At 59.5% G+C, this 19,715-nt stretch carries 18 protein-coding genes; 8 read left to right on the forward strand and 10 right to left on the reverse strand.

Translation table 11 applies throughout. The features are described from left to right. Positions 1–100: 100 nt before the first annotated feature. The gene (locus ACR0E6_RS14275; protein WP_480584518.1) at positions 101–964 is read left to right on the forward strand and encodes a phytanoyl-CoA dioxygenase family protein; all 864 of its coding nucleotides are present in this window, start codon (positions 101–103) and stop codon (positions 962–964) included. Between the two features lie 19 nt (positions 965–983). Here ACR0E6_RS14275 and ACR0E6_RS14280 read toward each other — a convergent pair whose 3' ends face one another. The 5 genes from ACR0E6_RS14280 to ACR0E6_RS14300 form a co-directional block, all read right to left on the reverse strand. After that, positions 984–2,288 (reverse strand): UDP-glucose dehydrogenase family protein, encoded by a 1,305-nt coding sequence (locus tag ACR0E6_RS14280; RefSeq protein WP_480584520.1) that lies wholly within the window; start codon positions 2,286–2,288, stop codon positions 984–986. A gap of 227 nt (positions 2,289–2,515) precedes the next feature. Next, complete coding sequence (locus ACR0E6_RS14285) at positions 2,516–3,586, reverse strand: DUF2793 domain-containing protein (protein ID WP_480584522.1); 1,071 nt, start codon at positions 3,584–3,586, stop codon at positions 2,516–2,518. A 221-nt stretch (positions 3,587–3,807) separates the two neighbouring features. Next, positions 3,808–5,244: a mannose-1-phosphate guanylyltransferase/mannose-6-phosphate isomerase gene (locus ACR0E6_RS14290; protein ID WP_480584524.1), complete on the reverse strand. Its 1,437-nt coding sequence runs from the start codon at positions 5,242–5,244 to the stop codon at positions 3,808–3,810. 72 nt (positions 5,245–5,316) lie between these two features. After that, positions 5,317–6,210: a UTP--glucose-1-phosphate uridylyltransferase GalU gene (gene galU / locus ACR0E6_RS14295; RefSeq protein WP_170453719.1), complete on the reverse strand. Its 894-nt coding sequence runs from the start codon at positions 6,208–6,210 to the stop codon at positions 5,317–5,319. A gap of 211 nt (positions 6,211–6,421) precedes the next feature. After that, complete coding sequence (locus ACR0E6_RS14300; RefSeq protein ID WP_480584526.1) at positions 6,422–7,651, reverse strand: lytic murein transglycosylase; 1,230 nt, start codon at positions 7,649–7,651, stop codon at positions 6,422–6,424. A gap of 192 nt (positions 7,652–7,843) precedes the next feature. Here ACR0E6_RS14300 and ACR0E6_RS14305 point away from each other — a divergent pair, with 192 nt between their 5' ends. From ACR0E6_RS14305 to ACR0E6_RS14330, 6 genes are read left to right on the forward strand one after another with little or no spacing between them, the layout of a single operon-like run. Continuing rightward, complete coding sequence (locus ACR0E6_RS14305; protein WP_170453721.1) at positions 7,844–8,806, forward strand: cytochrome ubiquinol oxidase subunit II family protein; 963 nt, start codon at positions 7,844–7,846, stop codon at positions 8,804–8,806. Further along, positions 8,803–10,890 (forward strand): cbb3-type cytochrome c oxidase subunit I, encoded by a 2,088-nt coding sequence (locus ACR0E6_RS14310; RefSeq protein ID WP_480584528.1) that lies wholly within the window; start codon positions 8,803–8,805, stop codon positions 10,888–10,890. The genes ACR0E6_RS14305 and ACR0E6_RS14310 overlap by 4 nt, the downstream gene beginning before the upstream one ends. Next, a complete protein-coding gene (locus tag ACR0E6_RS14315) occupies positions 10,887–11,519 on the forward strand; it encodes a cytochrome c oxidase subunit 3 (RefSeq protein ID WP_480584530.1) in 633 nt (210 codons plus the stop codon). The genes ACR0E6_RS14310 and ACR0E6_RS14315 overlap by 4 nt, the downstream gene beginning before the upstream one ends. Further along, the gene (locus tag ACR0E6_RS14320) at positions 11,512–11,838 is read left to right on the forward strand and encodes a cytochrome o ubiquinol oxidase subunit IV (RefSeq protein WP_480584532.1); all 327 of its coding nucleotides are present in this window, start codon (positions 11,512–11,514) and stop codon (positions 11,836–11,838) included. Before ACR0E6_RS14315 ends, ACR0E6_RS14320 begins: the two co-directional genes overlap by 8 nt. Positions 11,839–11,851: 13 nt before the next feature. Next, positions 11,852–12,829 (forward strand): HlyD family secretion protein, encoded by a 978-nt coding sequence (locus ACR0E6_RS14325; protein WP_170522980.1) that lies wholly within the window; start codon positions 11,852–11,854, stop codon positions 12,827–12,829. Then, a complete protein-coding gene (locus ACR0E6_RS14330) occupies positions 12,826–14,349 on the forward strand; it encodes a DHA2 family efflux MFS transporter permease subunit (protein WP_480584534.1) in 1,524 nt (507 codons plus the stop codon). Before ACR0E6_RS14325 ends, ACR0E6_RS14330 begins: the two co-directional genes overlap by 4 nt. Here ACR0E6_RS14330 and crcB read toward each other — a convergent pair. Both crcB and ACR0E6_RS14340 read right to left on the reverse strand, forming a co-directional pair. Then, positions 14,346–14,708, reverse strand: coding sequence for a fluoride efflux transporter CrcB (gene crcB / locus ACR0E6_RS14335; RefSeq protein ID WP_170736202.1), 363 nt, complete (start codon positions 14,706–14,708; stop codon positions 14,346–14,348). The genes ACR0E6_RS14330 and crcB overlap by 4 nt on opposite strands. Further along, positions 14,705–15,118 carry a fluoride efflux transporter FluC gene (locus ACR0E6_RS14340; protein ID WP_480584536.1) on the reverse strand — a complete coding sequence of 138 codons (414 nt, stop codon included), beginning with the start codon at positions 15,116–15,118 and terminating at the stop codon, positions 14,705–14,707. The genes crcB and ACR0E6_RS14340 overlap by 4 nt, the downstream gene beginning before the upstream one ends. Before the next feature lie 220 nt (positions 15,119–15,338). On the opposite strand from ACR0E6_RS14340, the gene ACR0E6_RS14345 reads away from it, so the two are divergent. Further along, positions 15,339–16,919: an FMN-binding glutamate synthase family protein gene (locus tag ACR0E6_RS14345; RefSeq protein WP_480584538.1), complete on the forward strand. Its 1,581-nt coding sequence runs from the start codon at positions 15,339–15,341 to the stop codon at positions 16,917–16,919. Positions 16,920–16,924: 5 nt separating this feature from the next. Here ACR0E6_RS14345 and ACR0E6_RS14350 read toward each other — a convergent pair whose 3' ends face one another. The 3 genes from ACR0E6_RS14350 to ACR0E6_RS14360 are packed head-to-tail and all read right to left on the reverse strand — an operon-like array spanning position 16,925 to position 19,715. Further along, positions 16,925–17,581 (reverse strand): ABC-type transport auxiliary lipoprotein family protein, encoded by a 657-nt coding sequence (locus ACR0E6_RS14350; RefSeq protein WP_170453728.1) that lies wholly within the window; start codon positions 17,579–17,581, stop codon positions 16,925–16,927. Then, a complete protein-coding gene (locus ACR0E6_RS14355) occupies positions 17,578–18,894 on the reverse strand; it encodes an MlaD family protein (protein ID WP_480584541.1) in 1,317 nt (438 codons plus the stop codon). Before ACR0E6_RS14355 ends, ACR0E6_RS14350 begins: the two co-directional genes overlap by 4 nt. A gap of 5 nt (positions 18,895–18,899) precedes the next feature. Further along, on the reverse strand, positions 18,900–19,715 hold the full coding sequence (locus ACR0E6_RS14360) for an ABC transporter ATP-binding protein (RefSeq protein WP_170622119.1): 816 nt from the start codon (positions 19,713–19,715) through the stop codon (positions 18,900–18,902).

Below are 19,715 nucleotides of genomic sequence, written 5' to 3' on the forward strand. Positions count from 1 at the left end.
GCTAAGTCAAGCTTAGCCTGACAGGCAAGAGGTTCAGTTATGGAATGTTCAAAAGCCGGGATAGGCTGAACGCGCAAAGCGAACAGGTGACCGGATGTCTATGAATACCACTTTGACCCAAGAACAGGCCGACCAGTATTGGCAGGACGGCTTTCTGTTTCCTCTTTCCGTCTTTTCCAAAGACGAAGCCGCCGGGTATCGGGCGGAACTGGAGCAGATCGAGCGCGACTGGCTGGCCGCAGATCTGCCCTTGCCGCTGAACACCTATAAGCGGATCAACGCACATCTGGTCGTTCCACTTACCGCGCAGATTGCGCAGGACCCGCGCGTTCTGGATGTGGTCGAAGGCGTTCTTGGCCCCGATATTCTGATATGGTCGGCCGAGTTCTTCATCAAAGAGCCGAATACCAAGCACACGGTTGGTATGCATCAGGATCTGACCTATTGGGGCATGGGTGAGACGCCCGATCAGGTCACGGCCTGGATTGCGCTGTCACCGGCAACGGTTGAAAGCGGGTGCATGGATTTCGTGCGCGCCAGCCACAAGAACCCGATCCTGCCGCATACGGATACCTATTCGGACACCAACCTATTGTCTCGTGGTCAGGAGGTAGCCGTAGACGTTGCGGACAGTGACAAAACCCATGTCGAGCTTGCACCCGGCCAGATGTCGCTTCATCACGGGTTGACGATCCATGGGTCTGGGCCGAACCAGTCCGAAGATCGGCGGATCGGCCTGGCGATCCGTTATCTCAGCCCCGGCGCCCGGCAATTGGTGGCCGACAAAGACTATGCGCTGCTGGCACGAGGGTCTGATGCCCACAGCAATTTCATCCCGGTTCAGCCGCCGACCGAATTGTTCTCATCCGAGTCTCTGGCGATCTATGAACAAGTGCGCCGCGATCAGAGCAAGGCATTGACCGACGGGGCCAGCAACTCGGTTCCGCTATACGCTGCGAAGTGAGGGCGAGTTCATCGGGCGCTCAGCGCCCGACCCCCACATAAGTTTCAAAGCCGGATTTCAGCACTTTGCTTTCAGAATAGATGTTGCGCAGATCGACCATCCGGGGCGTGTTCATCGCCTCGGCCAGATCGTTCAGGTTCAGCGCGCGGAACTCGTTCCATTCGGTCAGCAGAACCACGACGTCGGCCCCTTTTGCGGCGGCATAGGGATCCTCGCACCAGTCAACACCGGGCAACAGGGCCTCACCTTCGGATTTGCCTTGCGGGTCGACCACGCGCACCTTGGCCCCGCCGCCGATCAGGGCCGGGACGATGGTCAGCGATGGTGCATCGCGCATGTCATCGGTGTTGGGCTTGAAGGTGACGCCCAGCATCGCAACGGTTTTGCCGTTGAAACTGTCATTGCAGGCCTCGCGGATTTTCTCGATCATCCGCTTCTTCACCTCATCATTCACGCGTATGACGGTTTCGGTGATCTGCATGGGATGAGCATGCTCCTGACCGATCCGCGCCAGTGCGGCGGTGTCTTTCGGGAAACACGAGCCGCCATAGCCCGGCCCTGCATGCAGGAACTTGTTGCCGATACGCCCGTCCAGGCCAATGCCGCGCGCGACCTCTTTCACATCGCCGCCCACCCGTTCGCACAGGCCCGCGATTTCGTTGATGAAGGTGATCTTGGTCGCCAGAAATGCGTTGGCGGCATATTTGATCATCTCGGCGCTTTCCAGATCGGTGGTCAGGATCGGAAAATCGCGCAGATAGAGCGGGCGGTAGATCTCGGCCATCACTTCGGCGGCGCGGTCGTTTTCAACACCAACCACCACTCGGTCGGGGCGCATAAAATCGTCAATCGCCGCACCTTCGCGCAGGAATTCCGGGTTCGAGGCGACATCGAAATCCGCATCCGGATTGGCGGCAGAGACAACCGAATGCACCTTGCGGTTGGTCCCCACGGGCACCGTCGATTTGGTGACGATGACGGTGTAGCCGGTGACGGCCTGAGCAATCTCTTCCGCGGCGGCCATCACATAGGTCAGGTCTGCGTGGCCATCGCCGCGACGCGTCGGCGTGCCCACGGCGATGAAAACTGCATCCGCGCCGTCCACGGCTACGGCCAGATCGGTGGTGAAACTCAGCCGTCCTGCGGCTACGTTTTTGGCCATCAGCACATCAAGGCCGGGCTCGTAAATCGGAACGTCTCCGGCCCGCAGCATCTCAATCTTTGCTTCGGCCTTGTCGACACAAATCACGTCATGGCCAAAATCCGAGAAACACACCCCCGACACCAGGCCCACATAGCCGGTGCCGATCATCGCAATACGCATTCTAAAAAATCCTTCTCACCAATTACCGCCTGCGGCGCGGATACCATCAAAGAAACTGCGCCCAGTTTCAATGCCTGACAGGGGCTTTGACCGGCATTCGACAGTTTCTTGCTGTTCTGACGGTGTGATTTGGTGCAGAGGATTCAATCTCTGGGCGCGCAGAGAACGGGTTGAGGCAAATCCACTCAACCCGTTCAGTCTGCGCCGGGTAACGAAAGGGCGTTACGTCAGAACCAGCGCCCGACAGCGATGGCAGTTGGTGACACGGTTGCGCTGTCCGAGGTTGCGGACAGCACCTTGTAGGCTGCTTGTGAACCGGATGGGGTGTCGAAGCCCACAAACCGCGCCAAAGCGCCGCCGCCGCCGCTGATCGCGGGTGTGTTCGCGAAGGTTGCAGGGAAGGCCCATGTCGCGGTGGCGCTGGCAAACAGCGCACCCTCGACATTTGTGCAATCGGTCGCGGGCAATGTGGCGGTGCAGATTTGGGTCCCGTCGGCAAAGCGCACATAGTCCCCGGTTGCGCTGCTGCCGCGTTCGATCACTGCGCCGGTCGGGGTGCCTGCCGCTTCTGACACTGTGCCCAGCAGGTTGCCCGGCCCATAGCCGTAATCCGCGCGCATCAGGCGACCCGAGGTTGTGTCATCGGGGCTGCTCTGGACCGCCGACCCAGCTGCGTGGCCGGTGGCGGGATCAAAGCTCAGCGCTTCGGTCCATGTCCCGCCATCCGGGGACACTTTGATCGAAAAGCCAGTGCTGCCGGAAAGCCCCATCTCTGCATGGCCCGTCCAATTGGACTGGAACAGCAGGGATGCGGTCTCGGACGCGCCGGATTTGTTGATCTTTAGCTGGTGACCGCCGCCATCATGGCTCAGCAACGTGGCCGGGCTGCGAACAGACAATCGGTTGGTGCTGTCATAACTGGTGGCGACACCCACGCCATCCAGATTTTGCGTCGCAATCGGAGGAGTAACCCACGCGTTGCCATCCCAAATCTTCAATTGCGCGCTGGCCAGATCCCAAGCGCGCCATCCCGGTTGAGGGGCGACAAAACGCCAGGCGTTGTCCAGCCAGGCGGCCAGCTCACCGCCATGCCCCGACCAATCCCCGCCGGGTGTCGCACCCAATGCGTGGATTTCCCCCTGTTCGGGTGCGGGTGGTGGCGTGATTGCATCGACAGATGCGACGGTCAACTGAACAACCAGATCCAGCTCGCGCAGCGCCTCGTTATGGGTGACGTGTTTCTGTGCCTGCGACGGTTGCAGGAAAGGCAGGTTCAATCGGGGTGAGTTCTGAGACACGGGGCGCGTCCTCCTGTAGCTGTCGGTCCGACGTTTCTGTTGCGCGCCACCCTGCCGCGAGGCGCGTGAATCCCGTCTGACCGGGCCGAACGCCCGATTTACCCGCCGCTAACAGGTGGTTTCCAATTTGGGGACAAACCTTGACTGAGCGCTGATCTGTTCAGGCATTCGCCAAGGGTGTTCCGGGTGGGTGATTCTGTGAACCCACCTTTCAGACGCAGTTAGCTGCGCGCGTAGATATCTTCGTACCGGATGATGTCATCCTCGCCCAGATAGCTGCCGGTCTGAACTTCGATTAAAACCATCGGAACCTTGCCGGGGTTTTCCATCCTGTGAACCGCGCCCAACGGAATGTAGACCGACTGGTTTTCCGACACCAGGCGGACCTCATCGTCGATGGTGACCTTGGCCGTGCCCTTGACGACAATCCAGTGTTCGGACCGGTGGTGATGGGATTGCAGGCTCAGCGCTGCGCCGGGATTGACGTGGATGCGTTTGACCTGAAACCGGTCATCGACCACAAGGCTTTCAAACCACCCCCACGGACGGTGATCGACGGGCAGAGATTCCGCCTGACTGGCGCCCTTGGCCTTCAAAGCGCTGACCGCCTGTTTGACGTCCTGAGCCCGGTCCATGCTGGCGACCAGAACCGCATCGGGCATGGCGACGGTGATGATGTTTTCAAGACCCATGGCCACCACCTCTTGCGCCGGGGATTCCGAGCGGATTAAGACGTTGTGGCAATCGATGGTCGTGACCTCTCCGGTCGTGGCCACGCCGTCTGCGTCGGGTTGGCTCAATTCGTGCACGGCGGTCCAGCTTCCCACATCGGACCAGCCAGCGGCATATGGGACAACGCTGAGGTTTTGGGCCTTTTCCATCACCGCATAGTCGATCGAAATGTCGTCAGCCTGCGCCCATTCTCCGGCATCCAGCCGCAGAAAGCCCAGATCGGTTTTTGCTTGCTCGACAGCTTGTTTGACGGGGGCGATCAATCCCGGTGCGTGTTCTTCGAACGCAGCAACGATGTCGCGCACGGCGAACAGGAAAATCCCTGAATTCCACAGATAGCTGCCATCGGCCAGCATGGCCTTGGCATTGTCCAAATCCGGCTTTTCTACAAACCGATCCAGCGGCACGGCCGCGCCGGATGTGTCAGGCGTCTGGCTCAGCTTCAAGTAGCCGTAGCCCGTTTCAGGCCGGTCCGGCGTGATGCCGAATGTCACCAGATCCCCGCGGTCAGAAATCGCGTTCACGCCTTGCGCCACGGCGGCATGAAAGGCGGATTTGTCTGGGACCACGTGATCAGACGGAGCGACAAGCATGATCGCCTCTGGATCGCTGTTGGCCAGATACAACGCAGCCGCCAGAACCGCAGGCGCAGTGTTGCGCCCTTCGGGCTCGATCAGAATCGGGCCGGGGTCGATGCCAACGGCCCCCAACTGCTCGGGCACAACAAAGCGGAAGGTTTCGTTGGTCAGAATCAAGGGCTTGGCATACGGCGCGCCGTCCGGCCCGCGCATCCGCTGGGCGCAATCCTGCAACAGGCTCGTCTCACCCACCAGCGGCACGAACTGCTTGGGGTAGCTTTTGCGCGACAGGGGCCACAGTCGGGTGCCTGACCCACCGCACAGAATGACGGGATAGACAGTATTCATGATGCGCACGCCTTTGAACTGCAAGTACCCGACGGTATCGCCTTAATTGCAGTCAAGGGAAAGGGCCTGTGATTATTGGGCCGCTTTCCCCGTGGCAACGATGTCATTCAGATACTGGCTCAGATCGCCGCGCAGATCGTCGCGGGCCAGCGCAAAGGCCACTGTGGCCTGCAAAAACCCGGCTTTCGAGCCGCAATCGAAGCGCTGCCCGTCGAACTTGTAGCCAAAGACCGGTACGCCGTTGCGGATGTCTTCCGCGATCGCATCGGTCAGTTGAATCTCGCCACCGCTGCCGGATTTCATCGAATTCAGGTTATAGAGGACCGACGGGCCAAGCACATAGCGCCCGATCACGGCCAGGTTCGAAGGCGCCTCATCCGGCTTGGGTTTTTCAACCATACCCCGCGTGCGCACAACGGTGCCCACATTGTCGCCCACATCCAGAACCCCATACGAGCTTGTTTGTTCATGCGGAACTTCCATCGCGGCGACCATGTTGCCGCCTGTTTCCTCATAGGCTTCGATCATCTGCTGCAAACACGGTTTGTCGGCGGCGATGACGTCGTCGGGCAGCATCACGGCAAAGGGCTCATCCCCGATCAGACGCCGCGCGCACCAGACCGCGTGGCCCAGCCCTAACGCCTTGTGCTGACGTATATAGGCAATCGCGCCGCTTTCCATGTTGGTGGCGTTCAGCGTTTCCAACAGATCGTGTTTGCCTTTGGCCTCTAACGCCTGTTCCAGCACCAGATTGTGGTCGAAATAATCCTCAAGCGCGGATTTCCCGCGCGAGGTTACAAAGATGAATTCCTTAATCCCGGCAGCGCGTGCTTCGTCGATGGCATATTGCACCAGGGGACGGTCAACGAGGGTCATGATTTCCTTTGGAACCGATTTCGTTGCTGGCAGAAATCGGGTGCCCAGCCCGGCTACGGGAAAAATCGCTTTGGTGACCTTACGTGTCATAGTGCCTCTCAATTCGTAATTCGGCCGGAAGGTCGCAGCGCGTCCGGCATTTCCTCATAGGCTGCGAAACCAGATCAATCAATGATGCCCGTCCTTATGGGCGTGAATAGGATAAATCGTGCCATTTGGAAGGGTCAGAGTCAAAATCCAATCGTTAACGTGAAGGATTTGTCATCCGGAGTTTATCCATTGTGCATTGCATATGCCCCGATCAGTTTTTCAGGCTGACCTTCATGTGCTGTTCCGGAAAACAAGTCGCGCTTTGGCCGGTCGCCTCTTGCCAGCGTCCAATTGATCGGCGGGTTTTGAACCCCGGTAGCCCGTCCGCCCCGCCGACGTCATGGCCTTGCGCTTCGAGCGCGCGTTGCATCGCCGCAATGTCCGAGCGGTAGAGGCCGCCAACCTTCCCCCAGCGGCCAGAGAAATCGCCGACGCCAAACTGGATCCGGTCTCCGACATGGCCGACAAACAGGGCATAGAGGTCGCTTTTGTTGTACTCTTTCAGCACGTAGAAATTCGGCGTTACCACAAAGGCAGGTCCGTTGCGCCCGGCGGGCATCATCAGATAGCCCTCACCCACCAGTTCATGGGCCGGGAAGGGCTTGCCCGAGACGCGCGTGATGCCCATTGCCGCCCAATCGCGAATGACCCGTCCCTGATCCGGCCCTTCCAGCGCGCAGGACACTGTGTTGGGCACCGTCACCTCGAACCCCCAGTCTCGACCAGTGACCCAGCCATGCCGGGCCAGATAATTCGCAATCGAGGCCAGCGTGTCATCGGCAGAACCCCAGATATCCGCCCGCCCGTCGCCATTTCCGTCGGCGGCATAGGTCAGAAAGCTGGATGGCATGAATTGCGGCTGCCCCAAAGCCCCGGCCCACGAGCTTTTCATGTCCCGGACATGCCCGGCCTCGGCAATCTGCAATGCGGCGATCAATTCACCGGTAAAATAGTCCGCCCGTGTACTCATGAACCCTTTGGTGGCCAGCACCTGAAAGGCGTCATGTCGGATCGGGACCTGTCCATATCCGCTTTCCCGGCCCCAAATGGCCAGAAGGATGCGCGCGGGCACGCCGGTCTGCGCCTCGACCCGCGCGAGGGTTGCGGCATGACGTGTCGCCATTTGCCGCCCGACAGACGTTGCCCCCTGAACCGAGCCCGCGTTGAAATACCGCCCGGGCGAGCCGAACTCGGCCTGCTTCTGCTTCTTTGGCGTCTTCGCCTTGCTGCCGGGCGGGACAAGATCGGGCAAGTCCCAGTTCAAAGTGACACCCGAAAAGGCGCGGTTCATGGTGTCACGAGAGACACCCTTGGCACGGGCCTGCGGCCAGATCGTTTGGTTCAGCCAGGACTGAAATTGCCGCTCAACCGCTGCGCGATCCTGCGCATTGGCGCTGCTGGCCGCAAAGACCAACAGAAGGATGGAAAGAAATGCGCGCATCGGATGTTTGCTGCCCTGTGCCTGTCTGGTTAAACCCAAAGTTCTTGCCATCAAAGATGCAGGAAATGGGCAAATAAATCCATTCCTGCTCTTCCGATAGACGAATCCTCTACGTTCTCGAAAAAACCTTGAGAATTGTCCTGCACTTGCCGATAGTTGACGCTAATCGGGGGCCACAGAGGACAGGCAGGTATGAGTACCATCAGAATGCCCCTCGGGTCGGTTTTGGCGCTGATCGCGGTGGCTATGCTGGTTGCCTCGGCCCAGATTGCGGGTGCCAGCGACAGTTTCATGGACCCTCAGGGCCCTATAGCGGCCGTTCAGAAAACACACCTGTTGCGGGCGACGGTGCTGATCCTTGTGGCGGTTGTGCCTGTTCTGGTGCTGGTCCCTCTGATTGCGCTGCGCTATCGCCGCCGAAAGGGTGGCACTGCGGCTTACAGCCCGAATTGGGACTTTTCCGGCCGGCTTGAGATGCTGATGTGGGGTATCCCGGTCGTGATCGTGGCGATCCTGTCCTTCTATCTGTGGAAGGCGACCCACAGGCTGGATCCCTATGCTGCACCTTTCGGGGACGAGCCCGCCGTGCAGGTTCAGGTTGTGGGTCTGGATTGGAAATGGCTGTTCATCTATCCCGAACTGGGCATCGCCAGCGTGGGTGAACTGGGCATTCCGGTAAAACAGCAGATCGCCATGACGCTGACGACGGATACGGTGATGCAATCCTTCATGATCCCGGCGCTTGCGGGTCAGATTTATGCGATGCCGGGCATGACAACTCAGCTGCATCTGGTCGCGGACCGGCCCGAGACGATGCAGGGCGAGAACACCCAATATAACGGGCGCGGCTTCACCAAGCAGAAATTCGAAACGCTTGCCATGCAGCCTGACGAATTCGAGACATGGGTCGAAAGTGTCCGGCAAAATGGCATCGTGTTGGATCAGGCGACCTATCAGACCCTCGCCATGCGCACAGACCGGGATGAAGTGCAGGCGGCACTTGGTACTCCGCAAATGCCTGAGAACGCGCTGTATTTCCGGCTGGACGACGGTGATCTGTTTCAGACGATCCTGCATCGCTATCACTCGGGGCAGGCTTTGCCATTGGATCAACAACCGGGAACAACCGCTTACGGGCAGGAGGTCGGGCAATGACATCAGAGTCCGGCTTTTTCGGTCGCCTCAGCTGGGATGCGCTTCCCATCACGGGTCTGATCCAGAACCCGAACGCAAATGAGATCGTCGCCAATGCCGCCGCAGCGGTGGTTATCGTTGGCGCGGTTGCGGTGGTTGCCCTGCTGTCATGGTTCCGCCTGTGGGGTCCGCTCTGGCGCGATTGGCTGACCAGCGCTGACCACAAGAAAATCGGCATCATGTATGTCGTCTTCGCCATAGTTATGCTGGCGCGGGGCGTGCTGGAAGGCGTTGTCATGCGCGCGCAACAGGCCGCAGGACCGGGCGAGGGGTTCCTTGAGGCCGAGCACTTCGCTGAACTGTTCAGCACCCATGGCACGATCATGATCTTCTTCGTGGCCGTGCCCTTTGTGTTTGGTATCGCCAACTATGTCGTCCCGCTGATGATCGGCGCGCGGGATGTGGCCTTCCCGGTGATGAATCAGATCAGCCTAGGCCTGACCGTTTCAGCAGGCATGATGCTGATGGTGTCGCTGGTTGTGGGCCATTTCTCGACCGGAGGTTGGACGGCCTATCCGCCCTATACAGGGGCCGCGTTTAATCCCGGCGTTGGGCCGGATTACTGGATCTGGGCCATTGTCGTCTCTGGGATAGGAACCACGCTGACCGGGATCAACTTTGCCGTCACGATCTACAAGCTGCGTGCACCGGGCATGACCTTCATGCGGCTGCCGATGTATTGCTGGACGATCATCTGCAGCTCGATCCTGATCGTCTTTGCCATGCCGCCCCTGGGCGTTGCGGCCCTGTTGCTGGCCGCTGACCGCTATCTGGATTTCCACTTTTTCACCAATGACCTTGGCGGCAACATGATGAACTACGCCAACCTGTTCTGGCTGTTCGGCCACCCCGAGGTCTATCTGCTGGTGCTGCCCGCCTATGGCATCTACTCCGAGATCTTCGCGACCTTCTCGGCCAAACGACTTTATGGCTACGCCTCGCTGGTCATCGCCACCATGTCGATTGCGGTACTGTCCTTTACGGTCTGGCTGCATCACTTCTTTACCATGGGCCAAAGCGCGCTGATCAATGCGGTGTTTGGCATTGCAACCATGCTGATCGCGATCCCGACCGGAGTGAAGGTTTATGACTGGATGGCAACCCTGTGGCGTGGGCGGATCCGGTTCTCGGTGCCGATGCTGTATGGTCTGGCCTTCCTGATGCTTTTTGTGATCGGCGGGCTCAGCGGCGTGATCCTGGCCAACCCGACTGTCGACTATCAGGTGCATAACACGCTGTTTCTGGTGGCTCATTTCCACAATGTGCTGCTGCCGGGCGTGCTGTTCGGTTTGCTGGCCGCCTATAATTACTGGTTCCCCAAGGCCTTCGGGTTCCGCCTGCACGAAGGCTGGGGCAGGGCGACGGTTGCGCTTTGGACCATTGGGTTCATGCTGACCTTCCTGCCGCTGTACTTTGTCGGCCTGATGGGCATGCCGCGCCGGTCCTACAGTTGGGAAGACCCCAGCTTTCACCCCTATATGATTGTCGCCGTTATCGGAGCGCTGGTCATAACGGCGGCTCTGTTTTCAGTTCTGGTCCAGCTTTGGATCAGCATCCGCGACCGGGATAAGACCCGCGTGCCTGTAGGGGACCCTTGGGATGGGCGCACTCTGGAATGGTCGATCCCGGCGCCGCCGCCGCCCTATAACTTTGCCATCATTCCGCAGGTGACGGACCGGGATAACTTTGCCATCGCCAAGGAACGCAGAGCAGCTTATCCCAAGCCTGAGGCCTATGAAGACATCGAAATGCCACGCAACACAGGCATCGGCTTCATCCTCTGCGTAGCTAGTGGCATCTGGATGTTCGCCTTGGTCTGGTGGATCTGGTGGCTGGCTGCGCTGATGACCGTTGCGATGATCCTGGCCTTCATCCTCTGGACTTTCGACACCAGCACCGAGATCACGATTCCAGCCGAAGAGGTGCGCAAAGAGCACGAGGCCTGGCTTGCTCTGGTCCATAGCGAAGCCGCCGTGGACCGTGACCATGAGACCGCGCCGGAAAACCGCGGCCTCGCCCGCCCGGATTTGGAGGCGGTCACATGAAGCGCGCGCCAACGCACAGCTATCCGGGGATCAACCTCGGCGACCGCCACGCCAGCGCCCACAAGGCATCCGAGGTCGTAACCTTCGGCTTCTGGGTCTTTTTGATGAGCGATCTGGTCTATTTCGGCCTGATGTTTGCTATCTACATCACCATGATCGATGCGCAGGCGGGCGGGCCGGGACCGCATGATTTGTTCGATCTGACCAGCATCTTCGCCCAGACGATGATCCTGTTGACCAGCAGCCTGACCGTTGGGTTGGCAATGCTGGCCCTGAAATACAACCTGCCCCGGCCAAGGATCATTCTGTGGTTCGGCGTGACGCTGTTTTTGGGCATCAGCTTCCTTGTTCTGGAAATCCGGGACTTTATGGCAATGGCCGAAAAGGGCGGCATCCCGCAGCGCAGTGGGTTTCTGTCGGCCTTCTACGGTCTGGTTCCATTGCATGGCCTTCACGTGGCCGCCGGCTGCGTGTGGCTGGTGGTGCTGGGCATCCAGTTGCGGGTGATGGGCATGACCGATCTGGTGATCTCGCGCGTGGTGCGGCTGGCGCTGTTCTGGCACTTTCTCGACCTGATCTGGATCGGCATCATCACAATCGTCTATTTCGGAGGGCTGACCTATGGATAAACGCTCTGAAATGCACCGGCGCGAGCGGCGGCGCTATGTGATTGGCTATGGCGGGTCACTGCTGCTGACGTTTGCCATGTTCGGCGTGGCCTATCGCTGGGGGATTGAAACGACCGGAGTGTATCTGACCATCGGTCTGCTGGGGCTGGCCCAGCTTATTTTCCAACTTGTTTACTTCCTGCATATCGACCGCCGTCGCAGCAGCCGAGAGGATCTGGATCTGATCCTGTTCTCAACCCTTGTTCTGCTGATCATCATTCTGGGCACAGTCTGGATTTTGGGCAATCTGGCGATCCGTATGCATGTGCACCCGATGTAAGAAGGTCTGAGTTATGAAGTCGCTGAAGCTTGTCGCAATTCTTGTCATGCTTGCCGCGATTGGTGCGGGGCTGTTCCTGTTCTGGCGACATGAAGAGAGGTATCCGTCCACGCAAGACGCCTATGTCGGCGCGAATATCATCTACATCGCGCCGCAGGTGACCGGGCAGGTGGCCAAGGTACATGTTGACGAAAACCAAGCGGTCAAAAGCGGCGATCTGCTGTTCACCATAGATGACACGCAGTTCAAGGCGTCGGTGGATCAGTCCAAGGCCAATCTGGACAGCGCCGAGCAGCAGGCCAAATCATACGCAACTCAGATTGCGGCCGCCGAGGCATCGGTCGCAAGCGCGCAATCCGCTTATGACACAGCGCAAAAGGCGCTGGAACGCGCCAAGGTTCTGTTCTCGACAGGGGATGTGGCGCAGTCTTCGCTGGATCAGACAACCTCGGATTTCGCGCAGGCTTCGGCACAGTTGACCAGCAGCCAGTCCAGCCTTTTGGCCTTGCAAAGCGGGCTGGCGGCGAAGCAGGACGATATACTGTCAGCACGCGCCCAGCTGGAAATCGACAAGGCCAATCTGGCCTGGACCAAAGTCTTTGCTTCCGCCGATGGCTGGATTGCCAACCTGACCCTGCGGCCCGGATCGTCGGTGTCTGCCAATGCGCCGCAGTTTTCCATCGTCGAATCCGCCGACTGGTGGGTCGATGCGAATTTCAAGGAAACCGCGCTGCCGCGCATTCGTCCCGGTCAGCCGGTGACGGTTCAGATCGACATGCTGCCGGGAGTGACTTTGACGGGCAAAGTCGCCTCGATCGGGCGCGGGTCGGGGGATACATTCTCGCTGCTGCCCTCCGAGAATTCCAGCGGCAACTGGGTCAAGGTCACCCGCCGCTTCCCCGTTCGGATTGAGCTTGATCCGACCGATGCGCCCCTGCGTGTTGGTGGCAGCAGCAAGGTGGTCGTGGACACGACAGCAGCAACGCAATGACCGGCATGACAAGCAGCCACGTCAATCCGGTGATCGTGGTTGCTGTGGTCTGCAGTGCCATTCTGGAAGTTCTGGACAGCACAATCGTCAACGTGGCCCTGCCGCATATTCAGGCCGCATTCGGAGCCACAACCGATCAGGCCACGTGGATCCTGACCAGTTATATCGTCTCGGCGGTAGTGGTAATGCCGTTGACCGGCTTTGTCGCGCGCCGGGTCGGGCGACGCCGCTTGATCCTGACCGCCGTGACCGGCTTTGCCTGCATGTCGATCATGTGCGGCCTGTCCTGGAGCCTTGAGACCATCGTGTTCTTCCGACTGGCGCAAGGCATGTTCGGGGCCTTCCTGATCCCCCTTTCGCAATCCATTCTGTTCGACGCCTTCCCGCGCGAAAAACGGGGCGAGGCGATGGCCGTATTTGGCCTCGGTGTAGTCGTGGCCCCGGTTCTGGGCCCTACGGTGGGCGCGATCCTGACCGAGTATTTCTCGTGGCGGATGGTCTTTTTCGTGAACCTGCCGATTGCGGCCATGGCGCTGCTGTTGCTGGCCGGAGAGCTGCCGAAGGACGAGACCGAAGAGGTGAAGATCGATTGGCAGGGCCTTGCGCTTCTGGCCCTTGGCATCGGGTGCCTGCAATTCATCCTGGATCAGGGTGAGACCAAGGACTGGCTGTCCTCGCGCATTATTCAGGTTGCGCTTGTTGCGTCGGTTCTGGGCGCGCTGGGGTTGATCGTACATTGCCTGACAGCAAAAACTCCGGTTGTTGATCTGCGCCTTTTCGCGGACCGCAACTTTGCCCTGTGTAATCTGGTGATCGTGGGGTTTGCGGTGTCGCTCTATGGCGGCATCGCCATTTTACCGACCTTTGTTCAGACGCTGCTGGACTATCCGGTCATCGAATCCGGCCACCTGTTCATCCCGCGTGGTCTTGCGGCCGGAGTGTCCATGGTCGCAACCGGTGCCCTGCTGGTGAAACGGTTAGACCCCCGTGTGCTGGCCGGGGTCGGAATGACGCTGACCGCAATCAGCAATTTCATGATGGGGATGCTGAACTTGAATGCAGGATTCTGGGAACTGGCCATTCCCGGCATCATCAGCGGTCTGGGTATGGGGCTTGTCTTTGTCCCGATGTCCATTCTGGCCTTCGAGAGCATCAGCAAAGCGCGGCAGGACGAGGCCTCGGGCCTGTTCAACGTCACCCGTCAGTTGGGCTCATCGGTTGGTATTTCACTGGTCGGGACTTGGGTCGTGCGGGGATTGCAGACCAATACCGCGGTGCTGAGCCAGAACGTCACGCCCTATAACCCGGCGGCACAGGCTTATCTGGCGCCCTTGGGGCTGACACCGGACAGTGCCCAAGGCGCGGCCATTCTGGGGCAAGAGATCGCGCGACAGGCCGAGATGATCTCGTACCTGACCGTGTTCAACAATCTGGGGCTGCTGGCGCTGGCGACCTTGCCGTTGTTGTTTTTCTGCCGGGCCCCGAAGCCGGGCACAACGGCTCAGGTACATGCCCATTAGCGGGTTAGCACCAACCCCAGCCACAAGGCCCCCCAGCACAGAATAAGGCTGACCATGATATTACCTGCTGCCAGTGCAAGCGTGCGCTCGCGGCGCAATTCCAGCGTTTGATAGGCAAAGCTAGAAAACGTGGTGAATCCGCCGCAAAAGCCGAAAACCAAGCGTTTCTGCTCTTCCCCCATCTCGACCGGACCGCCCAGATAGCCGATCCACAGGCCCAGCAGCAGACTGCCCAGTACGTTCACGATCAGCGTGGACAGGGGCAGGGCATGGGTGACCCGCAATGCCAGCCAATGGCGCAGAACCGCACCAAGCCCGCCGCCCAAGCCGAACATCGCATGCAGGTACAGGTCAGTCATTGCCGCCCACCTATTGCATGAAACCGCCGCCCCAATGCCTCACCCACAAGAGCCGCCGTCAGACCAAACGCGATCTCAAGCGCCGCAGCAGCGGGGGCCGTCCAAAGCGCGGTTTGGGCCAGCCGGTCAAGTTCTGCCACGAATGAGGAAAACGTCGACAGCCCGCCGCAGAACCCGACGGCCCCCAGGTGCAGAACATGCGCGTGGACCCGGTGCCGGATGGCATACAGCCAGCCCAGCACAAAACACGCGAAGATGTTGATACCAAAGGTTGCAGTCAGGACAGGCACGCCGGGAATGTCCAGCGTAAACAGTCCGCGCAGCAGCGACCCAAGCGCCCCGCCCACAAATACGGACAAGAACATCAGGAAACGCCCATGTTTCGCAGTCTTGCCGTTTGGTCCTGCCACCCGTCCCGCCTATTGCTGTCGCTTGACTGGCATACTGTGCGCGAACCGCGGGATCAATCAAACCTGTAACGTGGTTTCACATTCCCGACCGGTTTGTTTCCGCGACACCTAAGGGCTTGCAATCAAAAGCCAAGATGTTTCACTTTGGCGTCAATGCCTTCGGTCTAAATCACATGGGTTCAGACCGCCCCCACCAACAACCCACCCAAGGAGATCAGGAATGGTTGTACGCAGGCTCTATTATTTTCTGAGTTTCGTCTGTCTGCCCTTGGTGGCGGTTTTGGGCTTTTTCTGGTCCCCGGCGCATTGGCTTCTGGTCATTTTGATCCCGTACGCTGTGATCGGGATGTACGACATGCTGACCACCAAGCATAACGTGCTGAACAACTATCCGGTGCTGGGGCATTTTCGGTACATGCTGGAATTCGTCAGCCCCGAAATCCGGCAATATTTCGTGGAAACCAACGAAAGCGGGCGGCCCTACAACCGGATCATTCGCAGCCTTGTCTATTCCCGCGCCAAAGGTCAGGTCGATACGCAGGCGTTTGGTACCCAATATGACATCCTGACTGTGGGCTACCATCGGGCCAACCACTCGCTTGTGCCCAAGGATGTACACGAAAGCGAAGAAAGGGTGATGCTGGGCGGGCCGCAATGCGAAAAACCCTATGACGCGTCGCGCCTGAATGTGTCGGCCATGAGCTTTGGCGCGCTCAGCGCCAATGCGATCCGGGCCCTGAACGGCGGGGCGAAGGATGGCGGGTTTGCGCACAACACGGGCGAAGGCGGGCTGTCACCGCATCATCTGGCCGAAGGTGGCGATATCATCTGGCAGATCGGCACCGGCTATTTCGGCTGTCGCACGCCCGAAGGTGGGTTTGACAAGGACAAGTTCGCGGAGAAAGCCAAGAAAGACGTCGTCAAAGCGATTGAAATCAAGCTCTCGCAAGGGGCAAAGCCATCACATGGCGGGGTGCTTCCGGCCGCGAAGGTTGACAAGGAAATCGCCGAGATCCGCGGCGTGCCCGAACATCAGGATGTGATTTCACCCCCCGTTCATTCCGCTTTCGACGGCCCCACCGGGTTGATCGAATTCGTGCAGCATCTGCGCGAGATGTCGGGCGGTAAGCCGATCGGCTTCAAACTGTGCATCGGCAACCCGTCCGAGTTTATGGCGATCTGCAAGGCCATGCTGGAAACCGGTATTCTGCCCGATTTCATCACCATTGATGGCTCGGAAGGCGGTACCGGGGCTGCCCCGGTTGAATTCACCAACCGTCTGGGAATGCCGCTGAACGAGGCGTTGATCTTCGTGAACAACTGCCTGCGCGGTGCCGGGCTGCGCGACAAGATCCGGATCATGTGCTCGGGCAAAGTGGCTACCGGCTACGACATGGTCGAAAAATTCGCCCTTGGCGCGGATATGTGTAATGCCGCGCGCGCGATGATGTTTGCGGTGGGCTGCATACAGGCGCTGCACTGCAACACCAACCGCTGCCCCTCGGGCGTGGCCACACAGGACCCGATCCGGGGCCGTGCGGTGAATGTTCCGCAAAAACGCCAGCGGGTGCATCGCTATCATGACGCCACATTGGAAAGCTTCCGCGAGTTGCTGGGCGCGATGGGAAAACAGACCGTGTCCGAACTGACACTCGCTGATATCCGCCGCCGTACAGCCGACGAACGGGAGTATTCTTACGCCGAACTATACACGCTGGTCGATGAAGGCGCGTTTCTGTCCGACACAATTCCGGCCGAATATGCAGCGGATTGGCAGCGCGCGTCAGCCGCGCATTTCTGACGGCGTCAGTTAACGGTCGAACGGGGGTTATTGGCAGCGTGCGTATTGATCCGGCGCACGCTCCATTCCACCGCGTCCCGCATCGTTCGTCCCAATGCGACGTCGAAGGCATTGACCAGATCGGGCGTCTGATCGCTGGCGGCCACTACGTTTTCCTGAAACGAGCTTGAGGCAATGATCTTGTCTTCATATTCATCGATGATCTTGATGTTCATACGGACTTCGATGCGGACGGTTTTGCCGTTTTCGGTCTCGGACACCACGATGCCCTGAAATTCGCGCAGGTCCGGCGCGATGACGTAATCGGCGCGAAGACCCACGGTTGATCGACCAACGGCCGCGACCTTGCCCGAATTCTCATAGCTTTCGACCAGCAGCGCCTGCACGATCAGCGGGGCCCGATCCACCCATCGCGCGCGCGGCAGGTACTGAACCTGCAAAGGGGTCGGTTGCACCGCGATCTGGTCGGTGTTCACAGCCGCTGTTGCGGTGGGTTCTTCAACCACGATCTGCTTCTGGATACGCGGCAGCGAGGATGCGAACGTGCTTTTGGGCGTCAAAAGATACAAATCGTTCGGTTTTGAGGCCTGCTGCAACGTGCCCAAACCGGCGCAACCGCCCAGTATCACAGCCACCAGGGATAGAATAAGGGGCCTTATCATTGACGGAACTCCGATGCTTGGGTGCCCAGCAAAAAGCGTGCCGGGTCGCGTTCGACCTTGTCGACCAGGCGATCAAGGCTGATGACCAGACGCTGGGATTCTTCAATAAACCGAATGAACTGCGGTAATCCGACCCGCAGGAAATCAGACACCTGACGGCGATTGTCCTGCACCACCCCGTCGATGGTGCCCAGCAGCTCTTTCGCGGAATTCGACGCGCTGAGCACGTCGTCAGAGATCTTGTCGATCTTGTCGGTAATGCCTGCGACGGTCTCGGTCACCTGATTGGCGGCCCGGCGAATATCCTGCGCCACCGGGGCGACGTCGGTTTCGATCACCTGATTGGCCGAGTCAAAAGCCCGCTCTGCCGAGGCCAGCGCCCTCTTAGCCGAGTCCATGGTCGAGGTGATCGATCCAAGCGTCGTGTTGGCGTTCAGAACGGTCTCGGTGATCACGCTGAGGGATGCGCCAGCCTCCTGTGACAACCGGGTGAGGTTCTCGGCCAGATCCGAGCCGCGTTCGATGAACGGGCGGATATCCTGTTCGATCACGCGGTTGGTCGTCGTCAGGGTCACCTTGGCCTCATCCAGCGCCTCTTTTGCGGTGTCGGAAGCGGTTTTGATCGACTTCAATGTGTCCGTACCGGTTTCAAGGGTGGATTCAGCGGAACTGATCAACGGGTCCAGCTTTTTGGTGAAGACCCCGATATCCTGCGCCGCATTGCCGATATTGGCCGAGACGGATTCGAAATCCGAAAGCGTCTTGTCCAGCCGACCGGTTGCCGAGGCGAGGTTGTCCAGAATGTCGGACACGGCCTTCCGGTTCTTCTCATCCACGACCGAGTTCAGTTCCTGCAGCAGGGTCACAGCCTCGTCCAGCACTTTGGGCGCGCCTTCAAACAGGGACTGAATGGTGCTGCGTTTGCTTTTGATCACGCTGTCCTGCGGCAAACGCGCTGCCGAGGTGGAGCCGCCGGTTAGCTCGACATAGCCCACTCCGGTCACCCCCAGCGATTGCAGCTGCGCAATGGTTTCTTCGGTAACCGGAATATCGGCGTCCACCTCGATGCGCACACGAACCTTCGACGGATCGTCCTCATCCAGGTTCAACGAGATCACCTGCCCGACCGGCAGGCCATTATAGCTGACGCCGCCCGCCGCCGACAGGCCCGAGACATTGTCGAACAGCACATCGTAATAGGCGTATTGGCGGGTCACTTCGAATTTGGCGAGCCACAGGAAGAAGCCGAACGCCCCCAGAATGCCCGCAAGGGTGAACGCGCCGATCAGAATGTAATTCGCCCGGGTTTCCATCGCCTCTACCTGTCCTGCCCTTTGTCCTGCGCCGCGCGGGCGCGGGGGCCTGTGAAGTATTCCTGCACCCAAGGATGATCGACCTTGGTCATCTCTTCAATCGGACCTTCGACCAGCACGCGCTTTTCTGCAAGCACGGCGACCCGGTCGCAGATGGCATAAAGGCTGTCCAGATCGTGCGTGACCATAAAGACGGTCAGTCCCAGCGCCTGCTGCAACTCGCGGATCAGCGCGTCATAGGCTGCCGCACCGATGGGGTCCAACCCGGCGGTGGGTTCGTCCAGAAACACGATCTCGGGGTCCAGCGACAGCGCCCGCGCCAGTGCGGCCCGTTTGCGCATACCGCCCGACAGTTCCGACGGGAACTTGCCGCAACTCAGCTGTGGCAGCCCGACCAGGCTGATTTTCAATGCGCCCAGCGACTCCATCAACCGTTCGCTGATACCGGTATGTTCGCGCAGCGGGGCCATGACGTTTTGCAGCACAGTCAGCGAAGAAAACAGCGCGCCATCCTGAAAGGCGACACCCCAGTGGCGTTCAATGCGGCGGCGATCTTCTTCGGGGCCGTTCAGAACATCGACGCCCAGAACCTCGATACTGCCCGCCGCAGGTGTGTTGAGCCCAACAATCGTGCGCAACAGTACCGATTTACCGGTGCCCGAGCCGCCGACGATACCCAGAACCTCACCCCGCCAGACATCCAGATTCAGGTCGTCATGTACCACTTGCGGCCCGAACTGATTGCGCAGCCCACGCACACGGATCACCGCCTCGCGCTGTACGTCCACCGGGGTTGTCTGATGCTGCACGGTGCCGTCCAT

This window comes from Ruegeria sp. AP12, from assembly GCF_056540025.1.